General features: G+C 36.3%; 18 protein-coding genes and 1 pseudogene. 5 read left to right on the plus strand and 14 right to left on the minus strand.

What is annotated here, in order from left to right:
* Nucleotides 1-1,474: 1,474 nt before the first annotated feature.
* From GD441_RS06765 to GD441_RS06795, 7 genes are all read right to left on the minus strand, one after another.
* Complete coding sequence (locus GD441_RS06765) at nt 1,475-2,977, minus strand: malate:quinone oxidoreductase (protein ID WP_153125048.1); 1,503 nt, start codon at nt 2,975-2,977, stop codon at nt 1,475-1,477.
* A 425-nt stretch (nt 2,978-3,402) separates the two neighbouring features.
* Entirely contained in the window at nt 3,403-4,134 is a 732-nt protein-coding gene (locus GD441_RS06770) for a DsbA family oxidoreductase (protein WP_153125050.1), read from the minus strand.
* A gap of 407 nt (nt 4,135-4,541) precedes the next feature.
* Entirely contained in the window at nt 4,542-5,459 is a 918-nt protein-coding gene (locus GD441_RS06775; protein WP_153125053.1) for a F510_1955 family glycosylhydrolase, read from the minus strand.
* A 54-nt stretch (nt 5,460-5,513) separates the two neighbouring features.
* Nucleotides 5,514-6,194, minus strand: a complete 681-nt coding sequence (locus GD441_RS06780; protein ID WP_153125055.1) for a response regulator transcription factor — start codon at nt 6,192-6,194, stop codon at nt 5,514-5,516.
* A 3-nt stretch (nt 6,195-6,197) separates the two neighbouring features.
* Nucleotides 6,198-7,568, minus strand: a complete 1,371-nt coding sequence (locus GD441_RS06785; RefSeq protein WP_153125057.1) for an ATP-binding protein — start codon at nt 7,566-7,568, stop codon at nt 6,198-6,200.
* A 172-nt stretch (nt 7,569-7,740) separates the two neighbouring features.
* A complete protein-coding gene (locus tag GD441_RS06790; RefSeq protein WP_153125059.1) occupies nt 7,741-9,108 on the minus strand; it encodes a 4Fe-4S binding protein in 1,368 nt (455 codons plus the stop codon).
* The gene (locus GD441_RS06795) at nt 9,089-9,526 is read right to left on the minus strand and encodes a hypothetical protein (protein WP_153125062.1); all 438 of its coding nucleotides are present in this window, start codon (nt 9,524-9,526) and stop codon (nt 9,089-9,091) included. The genes GD441_RS06790 and GD441_RS06795 overlap by 20 nt, the downstream gene beginning before the upstream one ends.
* A gap of 178 nt (nt 9,527-9,704) precedes the next feature.
* Between GD441_RS06795 and GD441_RS06800 the strand changes: the two genes are divergently transcribed.
* On the plus strand, nt 9,705-11,345 hold the full coding sequence (locus GD441_RS06800) for a multicopper oxidase family protein (protein ID WP_153125064.1): 1,641 nt from the start codon (nt 9,705-9,707) through the stop codon (nt 11,343-11,345).
* A 74-nt stretch (nt 11,346-11,419) separates the two neighbouring features.
* On the opposite strand, the gene GD441_RS06805 is transcribed toward GD441_RS06800, so the two are convergent.
* Nucleotides 11,420-11,722: an amidohydrolase family protein gene (locus tag GD441_RS06805; protein ID WP_225434160.1), complete on the minus strand. Its 303-nt coding sequence runs from the start codon at nt 11,720-11,722 to the stop codon at nt 11,420-11,422.
* A 585-nt stretch (nt 11,723-12,307) separates the two neighbouring features.
* On the opposite strand from GD441_RS06805, the gene GD441_RS06810 reads away from it, so the two are divergent.
* The gene (locus tag GD441_RS06810) at nt 12,308-13,099 is read left to right on the plus strand and encodes a YitT family protein (RefSeq protein WP_153125179.1); all 792 of its coding nucleotides are present in this window, start codon (nt 12,308-12,310) and stop codon (nt 13,097-13,099) included.
* 410 nt (nt 13,100-13,509) lie between these two features.
* On the opposite strand, the gene GD441_RS06815 is transcribed toward GD441_RS06810, so the two are convergent.
* From GD441_RS06815 to GD441_RS06825, 3 genes and pseudogenes are all read right to left on the minus strand, one after another.
* Entirely contained in the window at nt 13,510-15,642 is a 2,133-nt protein-coding gene (locus GD441_RS06815) for a heavy metal translocating P-type ATPase (protein ID WP_153125067.1), read from the minus strand.
* 6 nt (nt 15,643-15,648) lie between these two features.
* Nucleotides 15,649-16,044, minus strand: a complete 396-nt coding sequence (locus GD441_RS06820; RefSeq protein WP_153125182.1) for an ArsR/SmtB family transcription factor — start codon at nt 16,042-16,044, stop codon at nt 15,649-15,651.
* A 260-nt stretch (nt 16,045-16,304) separates the two neighbouring features.
* Nucleotides 16,305-16,960: pseudogene (locus GD441_RS06825) on the minus strand (DUF421 domain-containing protein).
* A gap of 7 nt (nt 16,961-16,967) precedes the next feature.
* Between GD441_RS06825 and GD441_RS06830 the strand changes: the two are divergent.
* Nucleotides 16,968-17,279 carry a phosphatidylglycerol lysyltransferase domain-containing protein gene (locus GD441_RS06830; RefSeq protein ID WP_153125069.1) on the plus strand — a complete coding sequence of 104 codons (312 nt, stop codon included), beginning with the start codon at nt 16,968-16,970 and terminating at the stop codon, nt 17,277-17,279.
* Nucleotides 17,280-17,477: 198 nt separating this feature from the next.
* Here the strand turns inward: GD441_RS06830 and GD441_RS06835 are convergent, their stop codons facing one another.
* The 3 genes from GD441_RS06835 to GD441_RS06845 all read right to left on the minus strand — a co-directional run bounded on the left by GD441_RS06835 (nt 17,478) and on the right by GD441_RS06845 (nt 19,335).
* Nucleotides 17,478-18,182 carry an alpha/beta fold hydrolase gene (locus GD441_RS06835; protein WP_153125071.1) on the minus strand — a complete coding sequence of 235 codons (705 nt, stop codon included), beginning with the start codon at nt 18,180-18,182 and terminating at the stop codon, nt 17,478-17,480.
* On the minus strand, nt 18,170-18,508 hold the full coding sequence (locus GD441_RS06840) for an alpha/beta hydrolase (RefSeq protein ID WP_153125073.1): 339 nt from the start codon (nt 18,506-18,508) through the stop codon (nt 18,170-18,172). Before GD441_RS06840 ends, GD441_RS06835 begins: the two co-directional genes overlap by 13 nt.
* Before the next feature lie 446 nt (nt 18,509-18,954).
* The gene (locus GD441_RS06845; RefSeq protein ID WP_153125075.1) at nt 18,955-19,335 is read right to left on the minus strand and encodes a hypothetical protein; all 381 of its coding nucleotides are present in this window, start codon (nt 19,333-19,335) and stop codon (nt 18,955-18,957) included.
* A 150-nt stretch (nt 19,336-19,485) separates the two neighbouring features.
* Between GD441_RS06845 and GD441_RS06850 the strand changes: the two genes are divergently transcribed.
* Nucleotides 19,486-20,010 carry a hypothetical protein gene (locus tag GD441_RS06850; RefSeq protein WP_153125077.1) on the plus strand — a complete coding sequence of 175 codons (525 nt, stop codon included), beginning with the start codon at nt 19,486-19,488 and terminating at the stop codon, nt 20,008-20,010.
* An 80-nt stretch (nt 20,011-20,090) separates the two neighbouring features.
* Nucleotides 20,091-20,564, plus strand: a complete 474-nt coding sequence (locus GD441_RS06855) for a C39 family peptidase (protein WP_225434163.1) — start codon at nt 20,091-20,093, stop codon at nt 20,562-20,564.
* Nucleotides 20,565-20,601 lie beyond the last annotated feature (37 nt).

Raw genomic sequence — 20,601 nt, forward strand, 5'->3', positions numbered from 1 at the left:
TGTCGTCGTCGCACAGGTCTAATTGTCAATAAATTTCCAAATGGATGGAGTCACCTATAATTGGGTATTTACCTTTTTGGCTCTAAACAGAAAAAATAATAAAACTGAAAATTGCGACAATATTTATGCAACACTAGTGACTTATTATAAATAAATATATTAATAATCTTTTTTGACTTGAGAGGTTTTATGAACATCTCTAACCTGATGTATTCAAACCGATCAAAGCTTTTTTCTCCTTCACATGTCCGAATGAGACCTGTATTCAGACACGCTTTGGCTTATCCCATCTTCCCCAGTCCGAATCAAACCTGCATTCAGACTCGGACAGGCTTATTCCAGCTTCCCCAGTCCGAATCAGACCTGTATTCAGACTCGCTTTGGCTTATTCCAGCTTCCCCTGTCCGAATGAGACCTGCATTCAGACTCACTAAGGCTTATTCCACTATCCCTTGTCCGAATGAGACCTGTATTCGGACACGCACACGCTTTTTCCACTTTCCCCTGTCCGAATGAGACCTGTATTCAGACACGCTTTGGCTTATCCCATCTTCCCCAGTCCGAATCAGACCTGTATTCAGACTCGGACAGGCTTATTCCAGCTTCCCCAGTCCGAATCAGACCTGTATTCAGACTCGCTTTGGCTTATTCCAGCTTCCCCTGTCCGAATGAGACCTGCATTCAGACTCACTAAGGCTTATTCCACTATCCCATGTCCGAATGAGACCTGTATTCGGACACGCACACGCTTTTTCCACTATCCCATGTCCGAATGAGACCTGTATTCAGACACGCTTTGGCTTATTCCATCTTCCCCTGTCCGAATGAGACCTGTATTCAGACACGCTTTGGCTTATTCCATCTTCCCCTGTCCGAATGAGACCTGTACTCAGACTCGCACGGGCTTTTTCCACCTTCCCCTGTCGAATAGGATTCAAATTTAACGGAGACCCGCATTTAAACTCCATCCATAAAACCTAGAAGATATTATTGGCTTCAGGATAATTAATGTAAGAACCACATCAAAAAATAGGCAAAACAACAGTTCTTGGGACCATCTTTTCTATCCTATTCAGTAACTTTTTTTCATTAGTACGTTTAGCCAATACTTTCATTTCCGTCTTTGCCTTACTAATTTATATCTCTTCTCTCTTAATAAAATAGAAATATTCTTTTCATACTTATCTACAGTTATATCCTTGTGTCAACCCTAATTCAATTATACATTGATGTTTCTATTATATTAAACCTCATTACTTCACCGTAGCCTCTCTAGCTGCGAATTTTGAAAAAAGAACCTTCGATCCAAAGATAGATCCAAGGTTCTAAGTTCTATTATCAATGACATTCTATTATTTACTCAATTCTTTAAGCGATTATTTATTTTATCTCTGTAATTGCCTTTTCAATCTCTTCATCATAGAAACAATTGTCCAATTTTTCATTAAATACCTTTGTTCCTGCATCCAAAGATTTAATTATATGCCAGTTCTTTTTCGACTAGTCCAAGCGTATGGGCTGTTGAAGTATGAATTTCTTGGAAAAGCTCTAGGTTTTCCACTAGTGACACGCCATAAGAAGGAATCATTTCTTTTATTTTCGGTTCCCACTTTTTCATATTTTGTGGGAAGCATTTTTCTAATACCTCAAGCATAACGTGAACAGCAGTAGAAGCACCCGGAGAAGCGCCAAGCAACGCAGCTATCGAGCCATCCGTGCTACTCACAACTTCTGTACCAAATTGAAGTGTTCCTTTACCGCCGGTCTCAGTATCTTTAATAACTTGCACACGTTGGCCCGCTACCACTATATCCCAATCCTCGCTTTTGGCGGTTGGAATAAACTCTCGTAATTCTTCCATGCGCTTTTCATTCGATAACATAACTTGCTGGATCAGATATTTTGTCAATCCTATCTCTTTTACGCCTGCCGCCAACATAGTGAAGACATTATTCGGTTTTACGGAACCTATCAAATCAAAATTTGAACCAGTTTTTAAGAACTTTGGTGAGAAACCGGCAAATGGTCCAAATAACAATGTTTTTTTGTTGTCGATATATCTTGTATCAAGATGCGGAACAGACATTGGTGGAGCACCAACCTTAGCTTTACCGTATACTTTTGCATGATGCTGCGCAACAATTTCCGGATTGTTACAAACCATAAATAGTCCGCTTACCGGGAATCCTCCAATATGTTTTGACTCAGGAATACCGGTTTTTTGCAGTAAAGGGAGACTTCCGCCCCCAGCTCCGATAAAGACGAATTTTGCTGTATGGTATTCGATTTTACCGCTATCGATATCATATACTTTCACTTTCCACGAGCCGTCGCTAGTACGTTTAATATCCTTAACACTATGCTTATAGTTTATTTCGACGTTTTTCCTCTTTAAGTGGTCAAACAAAATACGCGTTAAAGCACCAAAGTTGACATCTGTTCCTGAGTCGATTTTTGTTGCCGCTATTGGTTCATTCAATGTACGGCCTTCCATCATAAGCGGAATCCATTCCTTCAGTTTTTCAGGGTCATCAGAAAATTCCATTCCTTGAAACAGCGGATTAGCTGACAGCGCTTCCATGCGTTTTTTTAAAAACGTTACATTCTTTTCCCCTTGTACAAAACTGATATGTGGGATTGGCATGATAAAGTCCTGCGGATTACGAATCAGATTGCTTTTTACAAGATAAGACCAAAACTGTCTTGAAAGCTGAAACTGTTCATTAACTTTTATAGCTTTGCTAATATCGATCGATCCGTCAGATTTTTCGGATGTATAGTTAAGCTCACACAGTGCAGCATGGCCCGTACCTGCATTATTCCATTCGTTAGAGCTTTCTTCTCCTTCGTTTTCGAGTTTCTCAAACACTTTGATTTCCCATTCTGGTGCTAACTCTTTCAGTAATGTTCCCAAAGTCGCGCTCATAATTCCGGCACCAATTAAGATAACGTCTGTTTTGTTCTGTACGCTGCTCATAATAACCTACCTTATCCCCCTATATTTGCAAAAAATAGTAGACGCTTCTGCATAGGCGATACAACAAGAAAGGCATCACCTAAGGACACACCATATTTGTCTCACTTATACCATATTCTATTATAATTATTTATAGAGTAATAAATCTAGTATTTTCTGATAATTATAAACTATTTAAAGCTGAAAATAGTGAGAAGTCCGCCCTCAAGACCTTAGGATCACACAAAAACCAAGGCCTTAACTCAGCTTCTTTCAAGGATTTAGGCTTTGGCTTGCCATTACCAGTGAACCGACGCCATCTAATTTTGGCCATTACTTGTGGTAAGGTTCTCCGTACAATAAATAAACAAAACACTCCCTTTAATGTATAAAGAGAGTGTTTAACATGCAAAAAGTCCATATTTAATCCATTTTATTCTAAAAGGCTACTCCCCCTTCTCCGGCACAACACACCCTTCATCCGTACAAACAGCACCTTCCCCACGTTCAGCAGATAGATCTTGCAAAATTGGTTTTGGGTTTTCTTCTTCCCATACTTTTTGAAGAGCTCCTACGAAGGTTTCGGTTGGTTGGGCACCTGATATGGCGTATTTTTGATTGATGATGAAAAACGGAACGCCTCTAATTCCATACTGCTGGGCGATGGCTTGGTCTATGCGGACATCGTTTGCAAATGCTTTTTCATCTTGAAGAACGTTGAGTGCTTCTTGTCGGTCTAAGCCTGCTGCTTCTGCAATATCAAGTAATGTTTCATGATCGCCTACGTTTTTCGATTCTGTAAAATACGCAGCCAGCAGTTTTTCTGTAAGCTCTGCTTCTTTCCCAACAGTCTTCGCAAATTTAGCTAAGCGATGGGCATCAAATGTATTGGTTGGCTTCATGTTATCAAAGTTAAAGGTCAATCCAACAGTGGCTGCTTGCTGCTTGAGACCTTCATTTGTTCGTCTAGCATCTTCTACACTCATTCCGTATTTTGCAGCGAGTGCTTCGTTAATATGTTTATCGCTATATTTCGGAGCATTTGGATCCAGTTCAAAGCTTTTAAACTCAATTTTGACTTGGTCTCTATTTGGAAATTGTTCAAGAGCCATTTCTAACCGGCGCTTTCCTATATAACAAAACGGACATACAAAATCAGACCATATTTCGATCTTCATGACTAACACCTCATTTTTTAATTAGCAATTAGCTATTATAGTACCACAAGATGAAAAAATTCCATCTTAAGATGCTCAGGCTTACATTAAAAACAAACCCCCACCATTACTGGCAGAGGCTTTAGGAAAAATGAGTGTTACCCAAGTTCAATCTAATTTTTTACGTTAAATGAATCCTTCTTCTACCCTTTCATGGATCCAGTAGAATCGCAACCTTTATAATGCTTTATCCATAAACAAAAGAAAAACAAAGTATATTTCACACACAATCAAACTGATTGAAAACGCTTGTCAGTCGAGGAACGAACCCGTACGAGGAGCGGAGTTACCTTAAATGGTAATGAGCACAGGAGGAGGGTTCGTGACGATGAATGCGAGCGTTTGTCAACAGTCTGAAACAAAGCCAATTACTTTGTTTCTCCTTCCTCAGCAATTTTCTTCCAATTTTCCCCGTTGTCTTTCGTTAAAAATATATCGTTTTTACTCGTGACAACGGCTATTTCTGATTCATTTAATGGGTTAATGGCTATAAAAGTAATTGGATTCTCCGGATCTAAGGATAAACCATTTAACATTTTTTCCTTCTTAGTATTCAAATCTAGTTCATATAAAGATAGTTTATTATTTTTCATTTTAGAGTACATAGCAGATGTTTCTTTAAACACAAGTGATGTAATGATCCCATCTATTGGAATTAATTCAACCGTATTTCCATAATTATAAGAAAGGAAGATGCCTTCTTTTGCATACAAAGCTATAATATTGTCTTTTGTAGGATGGACGTTCATTCCGCCTACTGATGAACTATTTAATCCTTCAAGCTTTGATGGATGCCAATCTTTCCCTTCATTCTTTGTATAATATAGTCCTGTTTGAAGCTTAGAATTAGGTTCCTCATTAATAACATAAACCGTTCCCTTTTGGTAACTAGCTGCTAAATAATGAAAGTCTGTTTCACCGTAGAAAGCCAGTTTTTTCAAACGTTTCCCTTCATCTATACTTTTCACCAAACCTAAAGGATTATTCAAATCGCTTCCAGTTTCAGGGTGTCCACTTGCATAAAATCCCTCTTTTGTAGCTTGAAAGCCCATGTAGTCGTGCTGATTCTTAGTATTTCTTTTCCAACTTCCATTTTCATATTTGAATAACCCTTCGTGTGTAGCTACTAGTAGAGATTCTGTATTCCCTGGATATCCTATACCATGCACATGGTCAAATTTCGCTTTTTTTGCATCGGTAAAATATTCTTCTTTCCCATCATTTGAACACCCAGCTAATAATAAGCCTAACATAATGATCCATAGTACGGGTTTTAGTTTTTTCATTGTGAGCCTCCATGTGGTGAAATTCGATTGTAGATTGGACTATTACTTACATTTTTACTCCTGCTTTATGATCCATTTATAACCGACTCCCCACACTGTAATTAAATAATCGTCGACAGGAAAGTTCACTTGTCTCAATTTGTCTCTTACATTTCTAACATGAGAATCAATCGTTCTGTCCTCCGTATATACCTTGTTGCCCCAAATCGTTTTTAGTAAGCTTTCTCTTGAAAAAACACGGTTAGGATTTTGTAGAAAAAGACCAATCAACGCAAACTCTTTTGGCGTTGTTGAAATTTCTGAACCATTATAAGTTAACTCAAAAGCTTCTTCATTCCACACAAGACCTTTAAAACTGACTAACTTTTTCTCACCATTTTGCCATCTACGCAAAACAGCTTCAATTCTTGCTAGCAGCTCTCTTTCATCAAACGGTTTTGTAATATAATCATCTGCTCCCTCTTTTAATCCTCTGATTACATCATCTTTTTCGTTCCGGGCTGTCAGCATAATAATAGGTATTTCATAAAACCTTCTGATCTCTCTACACGTTTCCCATCCATCCATTCTAGGCATCATGATATCTAGCAAGACTAAATCTACCTGATGATTTTCAAGGTATTCAAGGGCTTCTTGACCAGAAGATACTTTTATACAGCTGTAAAATGGAGATAAATAAATGCTTAGAAGATCTAACATTCTTTGTTCATCATCTACTAATAAAATTTTTTTCACAACTTAAACCTCCGAAATCGTAATGCTAAAAGTAGTCCCTTTATTTACTTCACTTTGAACACTGATTGTACCGTTATGAGCTTCAATTAATTCCTTTACAATGGCTAACCCTAGTCCTGTTCCGCCTGAAGCTCTTGCTCTGGATTTGTCTACTCTGTAAAATCTCTCAAATATATAAGCTAGGTCTTCTCTTGGAATGCCAAATCCTTCATCTTTAATATCTATGATTACGTTTTGCTTGCTTTTTTTTACTTGAATGGAGGTTTTCGTTCGGGGCGGAGAATACTTTCTCGCATTATCCAATAAATTCAAAAACACTTGTTCCATTCTTATAGGATCAATAAATACTTCCATTTCCTTTTCACATTGAATGTCTAACTGAATTTCTTTTTCATTAAAAGCAGGCAATACTTTCTCGCGGATGCTATTTAAGAATAAACATAATTCAACCTTTTCTTTCTTAATCGTGAAGGTGTTACGATCCATTCTTGCAAGATCAAATAAACTTTTGATCATTCTTTCAAGTCTCACTGATTCTTCATAAATAATATTCAGATACTTATTCCGATCTGATTCCTCTAACTCTTTTCGTCTTGATACATCTGCATAGCCTTTTAAATAGGTTAGAGGTGTTCTAAGTTCATGAGAAATACTTGCTAGAAATTCATTTCTTTCATTTTTTAAATGGTTCAAATCATCAGCTAAGATTTTAATGGAATTGGATAATTCTCCAAGCTCATCATTTTTTAGCTTTGGTAGTTTTACAGAAAAATCTCCCTTACTTAATCGCTCTGTTGCTTCTTTCATTTTCAATAAGGGTGTTGTCAGAGCTTTGGAAAGAAAAATTATCGTAAGGAACATACATGCGATTGTTAGAATTCCTGCTAAAAAGAAATGTTGATTAAGCCTGGAAATCAAGCTCTGCACCTGCTCTGTGTTTTTAAACATATACACATAGCCTTGCTTCTCTCCACTCACATAAAAAGGACTGATCGTCGCAATATACTTTTCTGTTTTCCACCTATTCTCTAAAACTTTTCCCTCTCGTGGAATTTGCCCAATAGAATAAGAAATAATTTTTATTTCCTCATTGTCTAAAGGCTGTGAAGAGGTAATAACTTCTTGGTTTTGATTTGTTATGGCCACTTCTGTTTCAGCTTGAGCTTCCATTAATGCAATGTGATGCAATGTTTCTTTCTTGTAGGATTTTTCTAAAACATCGCGATGACTGTTTCCTCTTGCCTGAAGCGCAGCAAGTTCCTCCTCTATTCTCGTATCCACAATCGCATTATGCAGAAAGAGGAATAGGACAGTTTCTAAAAGAAAAACCACTAGAAAAATCATAATGCCAAGTTTAAAGGAGAGCCTCTTCACTCGTGTTCACCACTTTTTTTCGATTTGTCTTTAATGATACATAAAAACTATCAAGAAATTGTGCATTTTTTAGGCGTTTTATGTATTTTTTATTTTACTCTTTTACATTAGTAGGTACTGTTTTCTTATTAGAGCAATAAATGGATCATCATTTGAAAATTAAAAAAAGATATTAATGTACTCGATGTGCCATTGGAAGAGAGAATAAATAAATATTTATGGCAGCCAGTAAAAGCATCAGAGTAAAAAATGGCCACAGCTTCTTTAAGGTCCCCTTATTGCCAATCCTATATACGGTGTATCCTGAGCCTATAAGCCCAAACAAGATGATCATGTATTGAAATATTTGAACAGTGGTTGGTTCAGCAAAACCTAAATTCGTACTTATAGCCGAAAAACCAAATAATCCTAGTGTGTTATACCACACTGCTTTACCTTCAGTGAGGATGTGAAACAGATTATGAGCCAAATGACCTGCTAGATCTAAAGGAATAATCGCATATCCCATCTGGACAAAGTTATCTTTCACTTTATTCGGGTAACCGATTACCGTTGCTAGTTTAGCAGTTCCAAATAAAAGGGCTATCGGTAGAATCATTGAGATGATAAATGCAATAGTAAAATTAATCGTGTAGTTTTCTGTACCTGTAACAGATCCGATTACTGTTAAAATATCTTCCCAAATTTCAAGCATCGTAATGTTTTGTACGAATACGATCCCCATGATCACTGCCGCAAGAACAGCATGTTCTAATTTAGGTTTTTTAATTCCCCATAATTCTGATGTTGGAATTCTTGGAGATATTCGAATGGAATGATTCGGACATGTTTTTACACAGTTTCCGCATAAATTACAATCCGCACTCGAATCCATTGTTCGAACAAATTGGAACATTGGACATCCTTCCACTTTTTCATTTCCTTTAAAACAGGATTGGGATTTACAGGTTTTACATATCTCAGGAGTACCTCTAAGCTCTAAAGCTCCAGAACGCGAATAATTTCCTGCTAAGCCTCCTAGGAAGCATAAAGTTTTACAAAAGGTTCTTCTTTCATAAAAAACAGATGTGATTACAACCATCGTTACGAGAAAAAGAAGTAAATAACCTGATCCTCTAGGAGATTCGACAATTCCCCAAATATGATCACTCCAAGTAATGATGATGAAGAATAGATCGATTAGCCAAATCCCATATTTCTTTAAAAACTTTGGTATCGGCTTTTCACTGCCAAGCACTTTTCTTATGATGTCACTTAGTTTCCCAAATGGACAAACAGCACACCAAAATCGCCCAAGCAAAAGAAATACGACTGGAACAATCGGCCACCATAAAACCCATGTCATTGAAGTTCCAAAATTTCTACTTGGATTGACAGTGCCTGCTACGAGTTCAAATACAATGACTGAAAAAACCATAAGAACGATCCACTGAAATAACCCGGGATACCATTTACTTTGTATAAATCTCTTTATAAAAGGAATAGACAAGAGATTAAAAGGTTTTTTTGAAGATTTTAATTTATTTTGAGTAACTGACATTATTTCCACCCTTTCTTCTTACCCATTTATTCCATACACCAATGAATAAAAAGAACAAATTAATGGCACCAAACGTTCCTAAAACGAGTTTATTTGCGGGCTGCTCCATTACCACTTTTTCACCATGGCCGCCTTGTTCCTCATGGCTATGGTCTTCCTCATGCTTTCCTTGATGTTCTTTATGACCAATGCCTTCTTGATGATTACTGTGCTCATCTGAGACAACCCCTTCTACATGATCACTTCCTTCCTCTTGATTCCTGTGTGCATCACCGTTCTCCTTGGAATGCACTGTATGATTTTGATTTAGAAATGAGGCAGGGTTTGGATTTTTATGGTTTTCATGTGCCCAAACTATATTTGTATTGGAAAGAATCCATACTAGCGAAAATATTAATAAAATTCGCAAATTCATCACTTTTTTCACCACCACATGTACATTAGTAAAATCTTAATCTTTTGAAGGCAAGTTATAATTTAGTAGGAAAGTATGCAGAAATCTTCCTTTTTCTTTGTACATATTTTGTCTAAGTATCTCCTTAAAATCTCGAAGTCTCCTCCATACTTTTTGCAAATTTTTTCGATAGCATGTAGGTATGTTTATTTCTAACAAAGGGGGATTTAATTTGAAGATCAAATGGTTTTTTATCTTATTCTTTGCCGTATTTCTGCTGGCAGCTTGTAGCTCGGAAAAGAATCATGATATGAGTGGGATGAATCATGAAAAAATGAATGAGGAAGAACCATCAAGTAAAGATACTAGTTCTAAACAGACGAACCTCATTAAAACAACTAAGACAAAAACATTAAAGGGAAACGAATTTACGATTGTGGCTAAAGAGGCTACTCATAAAATCAACGGAAAAACAAAAGTAACTGCCTGGACATTTAATGGTTCCGTTCCTGGATCTGAAATCCGAGTAAAAGAAGGAGAAAAAGTAACCATTCATTTTAAAAACGAGTTACCTGCTCCCGTATCCATTCATTGGCATGGCATTCCTGTTCCTAATGAAATGGATGGCATTCCTGGAGTCACACAAAATGCGGTTAAACCTGGCGAAACTTTCACTTACGAGTTTATTGCTTCTGTTCCGGGAACGTATATGTACCACAGTCACCAGGACGGTGTAAATCAAATTGATAAAGGTCTTTATGGTGCGTTCATTGTTGAACCAAAAGAAAAAACATACGATAAAGATTATGCTCTCGTTTTAGACGAATGGATGAGCAATCCTGTAGCTACTGATTCTAATGGAATGATGGACAATAAGGATGGAATGGATCACAATATGGGCGACATGCATCATGAAGACAAGGAGACAGAGGAAATGCCTGGTGGTCATGGTTCTGGTATGACAATGGCCCATGATATGAGTATGTATGATACGTTTACAATAAACGGAAAGAGTGGAGACGCTGTCGCCCCTATTCAAGTGAAGAAAGGCGAACGTGTAAGACTGCGATTCATAAATATTGGTTATTTGTCTCATAAAATCCATCTGCATGGTCATACCTTTCAAGTCGTAGCAGTTGATGGCCAAGAATTAAGTGCTCCGAAAGAAATCAAAGACCAATTGGTTTCCATTGCACCAGGTGAAAGGTACGATATAGAATTTGTCGCAAATAACCCAGGTCAATGGTATTTGGAGTGTCATGGGGATCTGGAAGGAACACCTGGAATGAAGGCTTTAATCCAATATGATGGTGTAGAAAAAGGCAATGATAAGCCGAACGATCAACAGAATCTTCCTAATTTTGATTTCGTAAATTATGGTAAAAATAAATTAGGTGAATTTACATTACATCAAAAATATGATGTTGAATACACGATGGATTTAAATACTCAAATGATGGGTAATGGAATGGTTTTCACCATTAATGGAAAGACGTTCCCTGACACAGACAATATAAATGTTAAAACCGGAGATTTAGTGAAGGTACGCCTAGTTAATAACTCACATAAGGATGGTCATCCGATGCATTTACATGGGCACTTCTTCCAAGTTTTAAGTAAGAACGGTAAACCTATTTCAGGCTCACCAATTGTAAAGGATACAATAAACTTAAAACCTGGAGAGGAATACGTTGTTGCATTTAAAGCGGACAATCCTGGAAACTGGCTTTTCCACTGCCATGACTTACACCACGCTACAGCAGGTATGGTCAACATGGTAAAATATGATGGATATAAAACCAAATTTAAAGTGGATCCAAATACTGAAAATAAACCTGAATAGTACTAAAAAAATGCGGCAGAATCTGTCGCATTTTTTTATTAGTAGATGTGTGTGGAATAATAAAAAGTGATGGTTTAGGTTTTTTTCAGATTATGAACTACTGTAGAAAAATCGTTAGTATGAATCATTGATATGTTAGGATTCTTTTTGATAAACACAAGATCAGCCATAAAACCATTTTGAATAGAACCATGGAACTCGCGATGATAAGCCTTTGCTCCATTTTTGGTCGCCATTTTAAATACATCCTCTGCAATAAATCGATTTGAATGAGGATTATTTTTAAGCAAATAATAGGCAAGCTTCATTGTTTCCCAGATGTTTACACTTGCGTAATCCGTACCAATTACCAATACAAACATTAACCCCTTTTTCAAGCATATGACTAATTGGTGCGATGCCCGCCTTACTGTCTATGATAGCTCCAGTCCTCTCTTGGGTTGTTCCTCTTTGATGCAATATATCGGAACGACGACCGATAAATTGCTCCTGACGACTGATATATCGGTATGACGACTGAAAATTTACTCCTGATGACCGATTTATATGACCGACAAGCGATTTCAATTAGAATGAACTTAAGAAATTTTTATCTAGAATCTAAAAATCTCTAAGGAAGGCTTCTTTTCTGCTTAAATAATATCCAAAGGCACTTTCTTTCTCGGTTTTGGGAAAACTTGATCGAGTTTATTCAAATCTTCTTAATTGTTTCCTCTAGGGGACTTTCCCTCTCCAATTAGATCTCCCTTTTGAATTAAGACACTATTTTTATCCTCGGGAATATAGTTCTTCACATAACCACTGCATTCTTCTAAAAAACATAATTTTTATATATGAATCTTATTTCGTAAAATTCACTCAAATTCAAATAAACTATTAAATCCACTTCTCTATTTAGCTAGATATAATAGTGTTTACGAGATTGTTAATTGGAGGTGGCAGCTTTGAAAGCAGTTGGAGTAATGATTGGTTCGATTGTTGTAGCAGTCGGATATAATTTATTTCTAATTCCACATGAGATTATGAGTAGCGGTCTCAGCGGACTGTCGATTATTCTGGGGATGGTTACTTCTATAAATGCAGGTATTTTTAACTTTCTATTAAACCTCCCTCTATTAGTGATCGGTTATCTTAAATTAGGAAGAACTTTTATTTTACATACGATATTATCCGTTGTGACTATTTCAATCGCGATGTATTTCATTCCTGTTCAACCTATTGCTTCGAATCCTATTTTGTGTTCTATCTTTGGTGGAGCGTTGGCCGGTCTTGGAATTGGGATTATTTTTCGTTGTTCTGCCTCATCTGGTGGATTTGACATAATTGGCATGCTTCTTACTCGACGTAGGGATTTTCCGATGGGAGCACTTTTATCCGTCATGAACTCTATTGTTATTGTCTTTTCTGGATTTTTGTTTAGCTGGGATGCTGCTTTAAATACATTGGTATCGATTTATGTAACCGGAAAAGTTATTGATTCCATTCATACACACCATGTAAAAGTCACTTTAATGATTATCACGAAAAAAGGTGAGGAAGTAAAACAGCATTTGCTGTCTAATATTTATAGAGGTGTCACCATGATCGATTCAAGGGGAGGCTATTCCAATGAAAAGAGTAATATCATCATGACCGTCATTTCACGTTACGAGCTGTCGGAAGTAAAATCCCTCATTCAAGAAGTCGATCCCTATGCGTTCGTAAACATTACCGAAACAGTAGAAGTGATGGGATTATTTCATAAACGAATGTAACTTTACTAAAAAAAGACTCTATTCTTTTGAAGAGTAGAGTCTTTTTGGGCTTTAATAAGAAAGGCATGACCGGAAACTCGGTCGAATTTTACTTATATTTTCATATTTGAGCATTTCAGCGAGAATTTTTTGTACCTGAAATTTTGATTTAAGCGAAAAAATTCGTCATTTAAGCAAAAAGCCTTCTGATTTAAGCGAAACATCTCTTGATTTAAGCGAAAAGTCTCCTGATTTAAGCGAAACATCTCTTGATTTAAGCGAAAAGTCTCCTGATTTAAGCGAAACATCTCTTCATTTAAGCGAAACGAAAATTCGGCCCCTTTTTTGAACTATGAAACCAATATAGTGCTATTTACAACAACCGTTCACCTCTAAAACGAAGAAGAGGCTTCCTAAATTCAGGAAACCCTCTAACGATCTTTTATTTTCAATAATCTTAAACTATTCAGAGTCACTAGTAGGGTTGCACCCATATCAGCAAAAATGGCAATCCAAAGAGTTAACCAACCTGGTACAACCAAAACAAGAGCCATCAGCTTTATTCCGATCGAGAAAATAATATTTTGCTTAATAATACCTAACGTCTTTCTACTTAGTTTAATGGTAAAAGGAAGTTTCGTTAAGTCATCCCCCATCAAAGCAATATCTGCGGTTTCAAGAGCTGTATCAGTACCGGCCCCACCCATTGCAATTCCGACTGTTGCAGCAGCTAATGCGGGTGCATCATTAACACCATCTCCAATCATAGCTACTTTTTGATACTCCTTACGCAACTCTTTAATATAGGCCAATTTGTCCTGTGGCATTAATTCTGCTTTAATGTCAGAAACTCCAACCTGTTTGCCAATTTCATTTGCAGTTGCTTCATTGTCTCCAGTCAGCATAATGGTTTTCTTTAAACCTAACTCATGCAGTTTTTTTATAACTTGTTTGCTAGTGTCTCGAACCTCATCCGCTACTGCAAGAATCGCGAGTATTTCTTGATTGCTGCCGATCATCATGACGGTCTTACCCTGGTTTTGCAGCCTTTCAATTTCCATTCTATAATCTTGTGTGGTAAACAGTGCAACTTCTTCGAAAAGCTTCGGGCTTCCAATGCAATATTCTGTTCCTTCAACGCTGCCCTTTATTCCTTTTCCCGTTATAGACGTGAAATCCTGCACAACAATCTCTTTATAGGAGATGGCATCCTGTTCTGCTTTTTTCAGTATGGCAGTTGCAAGTGGGTGCTGGGATCGATATTCAAGTGCAGTAATGATGGAAAAAAGTTCTCTTTCATCTCTATTCGCAAAAATTTTGTAATCTGTAACGACTGGTGTTCCTTTTGTTAACGTTCCAGTTTTATCAAATGCAATCGCTTGTAGAGCTCCTGCTTCTTCTAAGTAAACTCCACCTTTAATTAAGACTCCGTTACGGGCTGCATTCCCAATGGCTGTCACAATCGATACTGGTGTTGAAATAACTAAGGCGCATGGACAGCCAACTACTAATACGGATAGACCCTGGTAAATCCATTTACTCCAGCTAGCATCAAACAATAGAGGAGGTATAATAGCTACCAATCCTGCTATGATCATAATGGTAGGTGTGTAATATTTCGCAAATTGATCAACAAATGCCTGTGAAGGTGCACGCTCTGCTTGAGCTTCTTCTACAAGATGAATAATTTTTGCTATGGTTGTATCAGCAACAAGTTTCGTAACACGAACCTCTAACAAGCCTTCTTCGTTTAATGTTCCAGCAAAAACTTCATCGCCCACCGTTTTTTCGACCGGTACGGATTCACCAGTAATGGCTGCTTGGTTGAGTGAGGAGGCCCCATTCACGATGATTCCGTCCATTGCCACTTTTTGCCCTGGCTTGACAATCATGATTTCTCCCATTTGGATATCGTCTACATGTATGCTTACTTCTTTACCGTTCCTGCGTACAAGCGCTTCTTTAGGAGCCAGATCCATCAAAGAACGGATAGATTGTCTTGCCTGATCCATGGAATATCTTTCAAGTGCTTCGCTGATGGCAAACAATATGACGACGACTGCCCCTTCGCTCCATTCTCCAATTATAGCTGCCCCGATGATAGCAACCGTCATCAACGTTTTCATATCAAAATCTAATGAAAACAGATTTTTTATTCCTACTTTAAATAATGAAAAGCCCCCAATAACAATGGCTGCCAAGAAAGCTAGCATAGTTGAAATGCTCTCTGCTCCATATAGAGTTTGAGACAGGTACCCCACTATGATAAAAGCTGCTGATACTAGTAATACTGAATATTTTTTCAAAGAAGATTCTTTCGGTCCTTCTTCTCCGATTTTTTCGGGCAAAATTTTTAAATTCTCAAATGCTCCTGCTTTTTCTAATTCTTGAATAGAGGCACTTCCAACAACTGTTATTTTTGAAGCACCGAAGTTAACTTGCGCATCCAAAACACCATCCAGGTGCTTTACGTTCTGTTCGAACTTTTTGGCACACCCCGCTCAGGAAAAGCCCTGTACACGAAAAACCTGTCTTTCTTCAAGATTTGGTTTTCCTTCACCCATGGTTGCTCACCTCTCTCTTTGATGATCAAAAGCTAATTGAATGAATTGCTTAACATGTAGATTTTTTATTGAATAATAAACCAGTTTACCTTCTTTTCTATTTTTAGCTAAGCCTAAATCTCTCAGAAGTCTTAAATGATGGGAAGCCGTTGCGATTGATGATTTTACAATATTGGCAATATCACATACGCAAAGCTCTTCTTCCAAAGATAAAGCATAGGCAATTTTGACACGAGTTTCATCCGATAAGGCTTTAAATAATTTTGCTACCTCTGCTGTATCCACTTTATTTAATACAGCATGCACCCGGTTCACTGGATCTTCGTGAACACAGGTTACTTCGCAAATATCCTGCTTTTTCAGAAAAGAACCCTCCTCGTTTAATTTTGAATAATCAAACATATATTTGAACATATCATATTCAAATACATGTTTGATTGTCAATCTATTCTCTTCGAAAAATAATAAAAGGTTCTTTTTTAAACCTAACTATTTTGTTACATAAAAAAGCAACAGGCACCATATTGAATGGTACCTGCTGTCCATAGTGACGTTTGATAAATGTAAATAAATATTTTACACAAGATGATGGGGCATCAAGGTATTAGACTTCTTGTATCTCCTATGAAATGTTTACATTGGTATTTGTTTTTCTAATCCTTTTAATATAAATAAATTTTTACGGTTTCGTTTTGATCAATCGTTGCTAACAAAATTTCGGTTACATCAGCGTTGTATAATCTCTTGATTGTGCTTTTTAGCCACATTTCGTCTTTGCCAATTTTATGTAATTCTTTGAAATTAATCTTCCCTTCTTTAATAATCGTCCTTGGAAAATGCAATGGTTTTGTCACCAATTCCATTTCTGCTGGGGTCACCGTTTGATATTGAGGATGTAAAAAAATCGAAATTGTACCATCTGGTTCCCATAATGCTAGAGCAACCTTTTCCACATCTTCGATTTTTTCTTTTCTCAATTGTGATAATAAAAAGTCAATTGAAATTCTTGCTCTAGTCAATGCTTTATATCTGATTTCACCATTTTTAATCAGTGTAAAAGGGGCAGGATCAAGAAATTTTCTAAATGTGTGCCATTTTAGACTCAAAAAACACAAAGAGTATATAAAATTACCAAAACGCTCATTGTGATCATCGATCCCATCAATCCTAACTGTTCATCAGACAAAGGGTGGGCAATAATGTTTCCAAGCATTAAAGCCATAATAAAATCAAGTAATCTTAACTGAGAAATGGATCGTTGCCCCATTATTTTTGCTGCTATGAGTAAAAAGAAAAACGAAACAACGGCCCTTAAGATCCACTGAGTGACAGTAAGTGATTCCTGGCTGGAAGCTGACTATCACTTATTTAAATTAGGAGAAGAGGCAAGAGTTCCATTACATGATTTTTCTTTAGCCGGAAAAAAAGGCGCGAAGCTTCGTACGAGGAAGAATAAGTTTGAAAGAAATGGTTATCAGTTTATGGTCGTACATCCTCCTTATACAGACGAGTTTGTTATACAAAAACAAGTTTTATCCACTTTGGGAGCCAAGGTATTTAGCCTATCAGAAATGTTTCCTGCCTATTTTGTTGGTCCAGATTGTGTACTTGATCCATCGCAGAAAAGATTCTGCTAAGGCTGTAAAATTGAAGTTTTTCCCTAAAAAACTGAAAAAAGCAGGATGATTAAGTATATTTGAAACCACTTTATTAGAGTCTTCACTAGTAGATCTCGGTCATCAGGAGCTATTTATCAGTCGTCATTTCAATTTATCGGTCATCAGGAGCAATATGTCCGGCAAATGTCTTATATGAATGTTCAATCCAGTTTCTAATTATGAAACTGGATTTTTTGATAACTCAATGATATATTTTTCAATTTCTTTCGCTTCTTCTTGATGAAACATATGAGAGGAATTTTCGTACCATACCATTTCTTTTCCAAAGGGTGCATCTAATTCATTTAAAAATTTCTCTACAGGTTGGCCGTTCACATGAAAATCCTTTCTCCCATGCATAAACGAAACAGGAACGTTTATTCTTTTTATTGTATCTAGCATAATTTCTGCAAAATCTTCGATCAGTTCTTGTGTATACGTTAAATTGAATGAACTATAAAAAGTGTGAAATATATCTTTTAAAGAATATTCAGGACTCTCTAAAAACAACTTAAAGCCACCAAGCAAACCTGGATGTTTTATTGTTTCGCTTTCGTATACCATCGATTTGTATTTGATTAAATGCTGACGGAAGCCAGTCCATTGCTTTGGGTTTTTCACATATGGTGGTCTTCCTAAACTCTCCAATTTTCTCAGAGTTTTTTGATCATTTGCTTTCTCCGCTTGACTCTTTACCCATTCATAACATAGCGAATCATTTTCAGCCCCATTTAAAATTTGTGAAATTCCAACATACGCGTGGAGTTTTTCTGGATACCTCGATGCAATCGTTAATCCGATAATACTCCCCCAAGAATGACCAACTAAAAAAACCTTTTCTTGTTGAAAACGATCTCTTAATACATCAATCAGTTCAGGCAGTCATTAATAAATTGCTCTACCTTCATCGATTTAGCTGGTATGTTCTGATCAAATGATTTACCGGCGCCCCTTTGATCCCAAAATACTACAACAAAATGTTTAACAAGTTCTTTTGTTGTAGTAGCCACCGCATAATCTTGCCCACGAGAAACAACACCCGGAACCGGCATGCATGGTCCGCCATGAACAAAAAGCAACACAGGCTTTGTTGGATCCTCTGCTTGGATAAGAATAGACTGATTAAGTCCACCAAGTGTTACCATTTCAACCCTATCGATTCCAGTATCTGCAATCGTAAAGTCCCTTTTTTTCGAATAGAATGCCATGGCTCTCCCCCATTAAATGATTTTAAAAGATTAATCAAAATCATTTTAGATTTCTATATAAATATTCTTTTGATAATGAAAAAAAACCTGCTTAATCCAAAAGTCCCGTTTACGTTTTTAACAAAAATGAAAAAACAGAGTGTAGGTACTCTGTTTTTCATTTAGTAATTTTATTAGTTTAGTGTCTGGTATTACACTACTAAAACAGTACAAATTTTAATGTTCCGTGTCTCATTTACCAACCCTGAAATGTTATTTTTTTCACCCATCTCAAGTAAAATATAGTTTTTCCTTTATAGGATTACTCTTAGATTAATTTCTTCATGAGATTTCATAAAGGGGTAGCGTCAGGAAAATGCGGATTTACAACGTTAAGTATATCAAAAGTAAATAGTCAATCTCATTGTAAAAAGAGATTGGCTTATACCTACATTCTAGTCCTAAAACTATTCGAAATATTTTTTTATTTTTTCTATCGGAACTTCTTTATCTGTTTTATAATATTGATCATTTATCTTTATCATTTTATTAAAAAAAAGAATTTGGTCAGATCCAATGTTAGCAAGATACTGGTATCCTTTAATTTCTTCATCTGAGACTTTTAATAAATTTATTTTTTCAAATAATAATAGAAACTCTTTCACCTTTTCTTCTTCGACTATTTCAACAGTCTTTCCAGTTTTACCATCCCTAAGTTCAATAATATTCTTTTCTCCTTTAGTAATAAAATTATTAAAACTATCCCACTTTGTTTCATTTGTAGTGAATCCACAAGCTGTAATAACCGATATTACGATAGCTATTAGTAAAAATGAAAATACTTTCAACACTAATCCCTCCTCCTAGTCCATATTAATTATATGCTATAAAACCGAAAATTAAAAATAATTAAAATATTATTTTGAAAAAAAAGGAAATTATTCAATTCATATCGAAATATATAAATGCTGCAAAATAATTTATATGAAGTGTCATGTGTGAAACGTTTATTTGTATTTTTAGGTACGTTGCTTTTATTGTTCAGCATTATAATGTCAAATGGTATTATTTCAAGCGCGTCTAGTAAAGTTGATAATGTCTCTTTAAAAAATGCCGAACATTTTGCAAAGGACTACTTAATAACTGTTTCTCAAAATTCTTTTGACGGGTGGAAAAATGCAAGTTTAGAAAAAGGTAAAAAACTATATGACTTTGATGGAAATCTAACCTCTTATTTATTTCAAGTAAAAAATCAAGGTAAAGATCAAGGCTATATTATTATTAGTGCTATTCCTGAGATTCCTGGTGTTTTAGAGTCTACTAGGGAAGGTTCTAATCCCTATGTTAATGTGAAAGAAAATGACAGCATTTATGTTGGACCCGTATTGCACTTTAGCAAAGTAGATAACGAGTATGCTATGAGTTTAAGTAATAAAAAAGTTGAAAAAAAATCAAAACTAAAATTAAATGCACCATTAAGCTATGAAAATATTGAAAAATATGCAATGCTACCTCAACTGTAGAACCTGAGCAAATTGGTACACAAGCAGTCACTAACTACAAATATAAGCTTATTTCTGGTGTACCGGATTATACATGGGATATCGGTTGTGCGCCAACTTCGGGAGCAAATATCGTAAAATATTGGGATAGCCGAGGATATCCCAACCTTGTTGGTACATCTCAAACTACTCACAGTTTGATTGACCAATTAGCTACAAGTATGAACACAAATCGTAGTACCGGGGGAACCTCTGTTTCTAACATGAGAACTGGAATGATAAATTTTTGGGGAGCAAGGGGATACGGAGTAACAGTAACTACTTATTCGGGTTCTTTTAGTACTCATATGAACGAAATTAATGCAGGTAGACCTGATTGGGTTACAACTGCCAATCATCCAGTTTGGGGTGATCATGCAATGACTGGCGTTGGCTATGAAGAATATTACAATAATAGCGATTTTACTTGGTATCGCCAAGTAATCTTACATGATACATGGAGCAGCACTCCTGTAGATTACTGGATTAAATGGACTTCTTATTTTGACTATGTAATAAAGGTACAACCAAATTAAATTGACATTGATTATAGTTATCATCAAAAAGACATTG

It is taken from the genome of Peribacillus tepidiphilus, from assembly GCF_009466385.1.
Classification (GTDB): domain Bacteria; phylum Bacillota; class Bacilli; order Bacillales; family DSM-1321; genus Bacillus_BN; species Bacillus_BN tepidiphilus.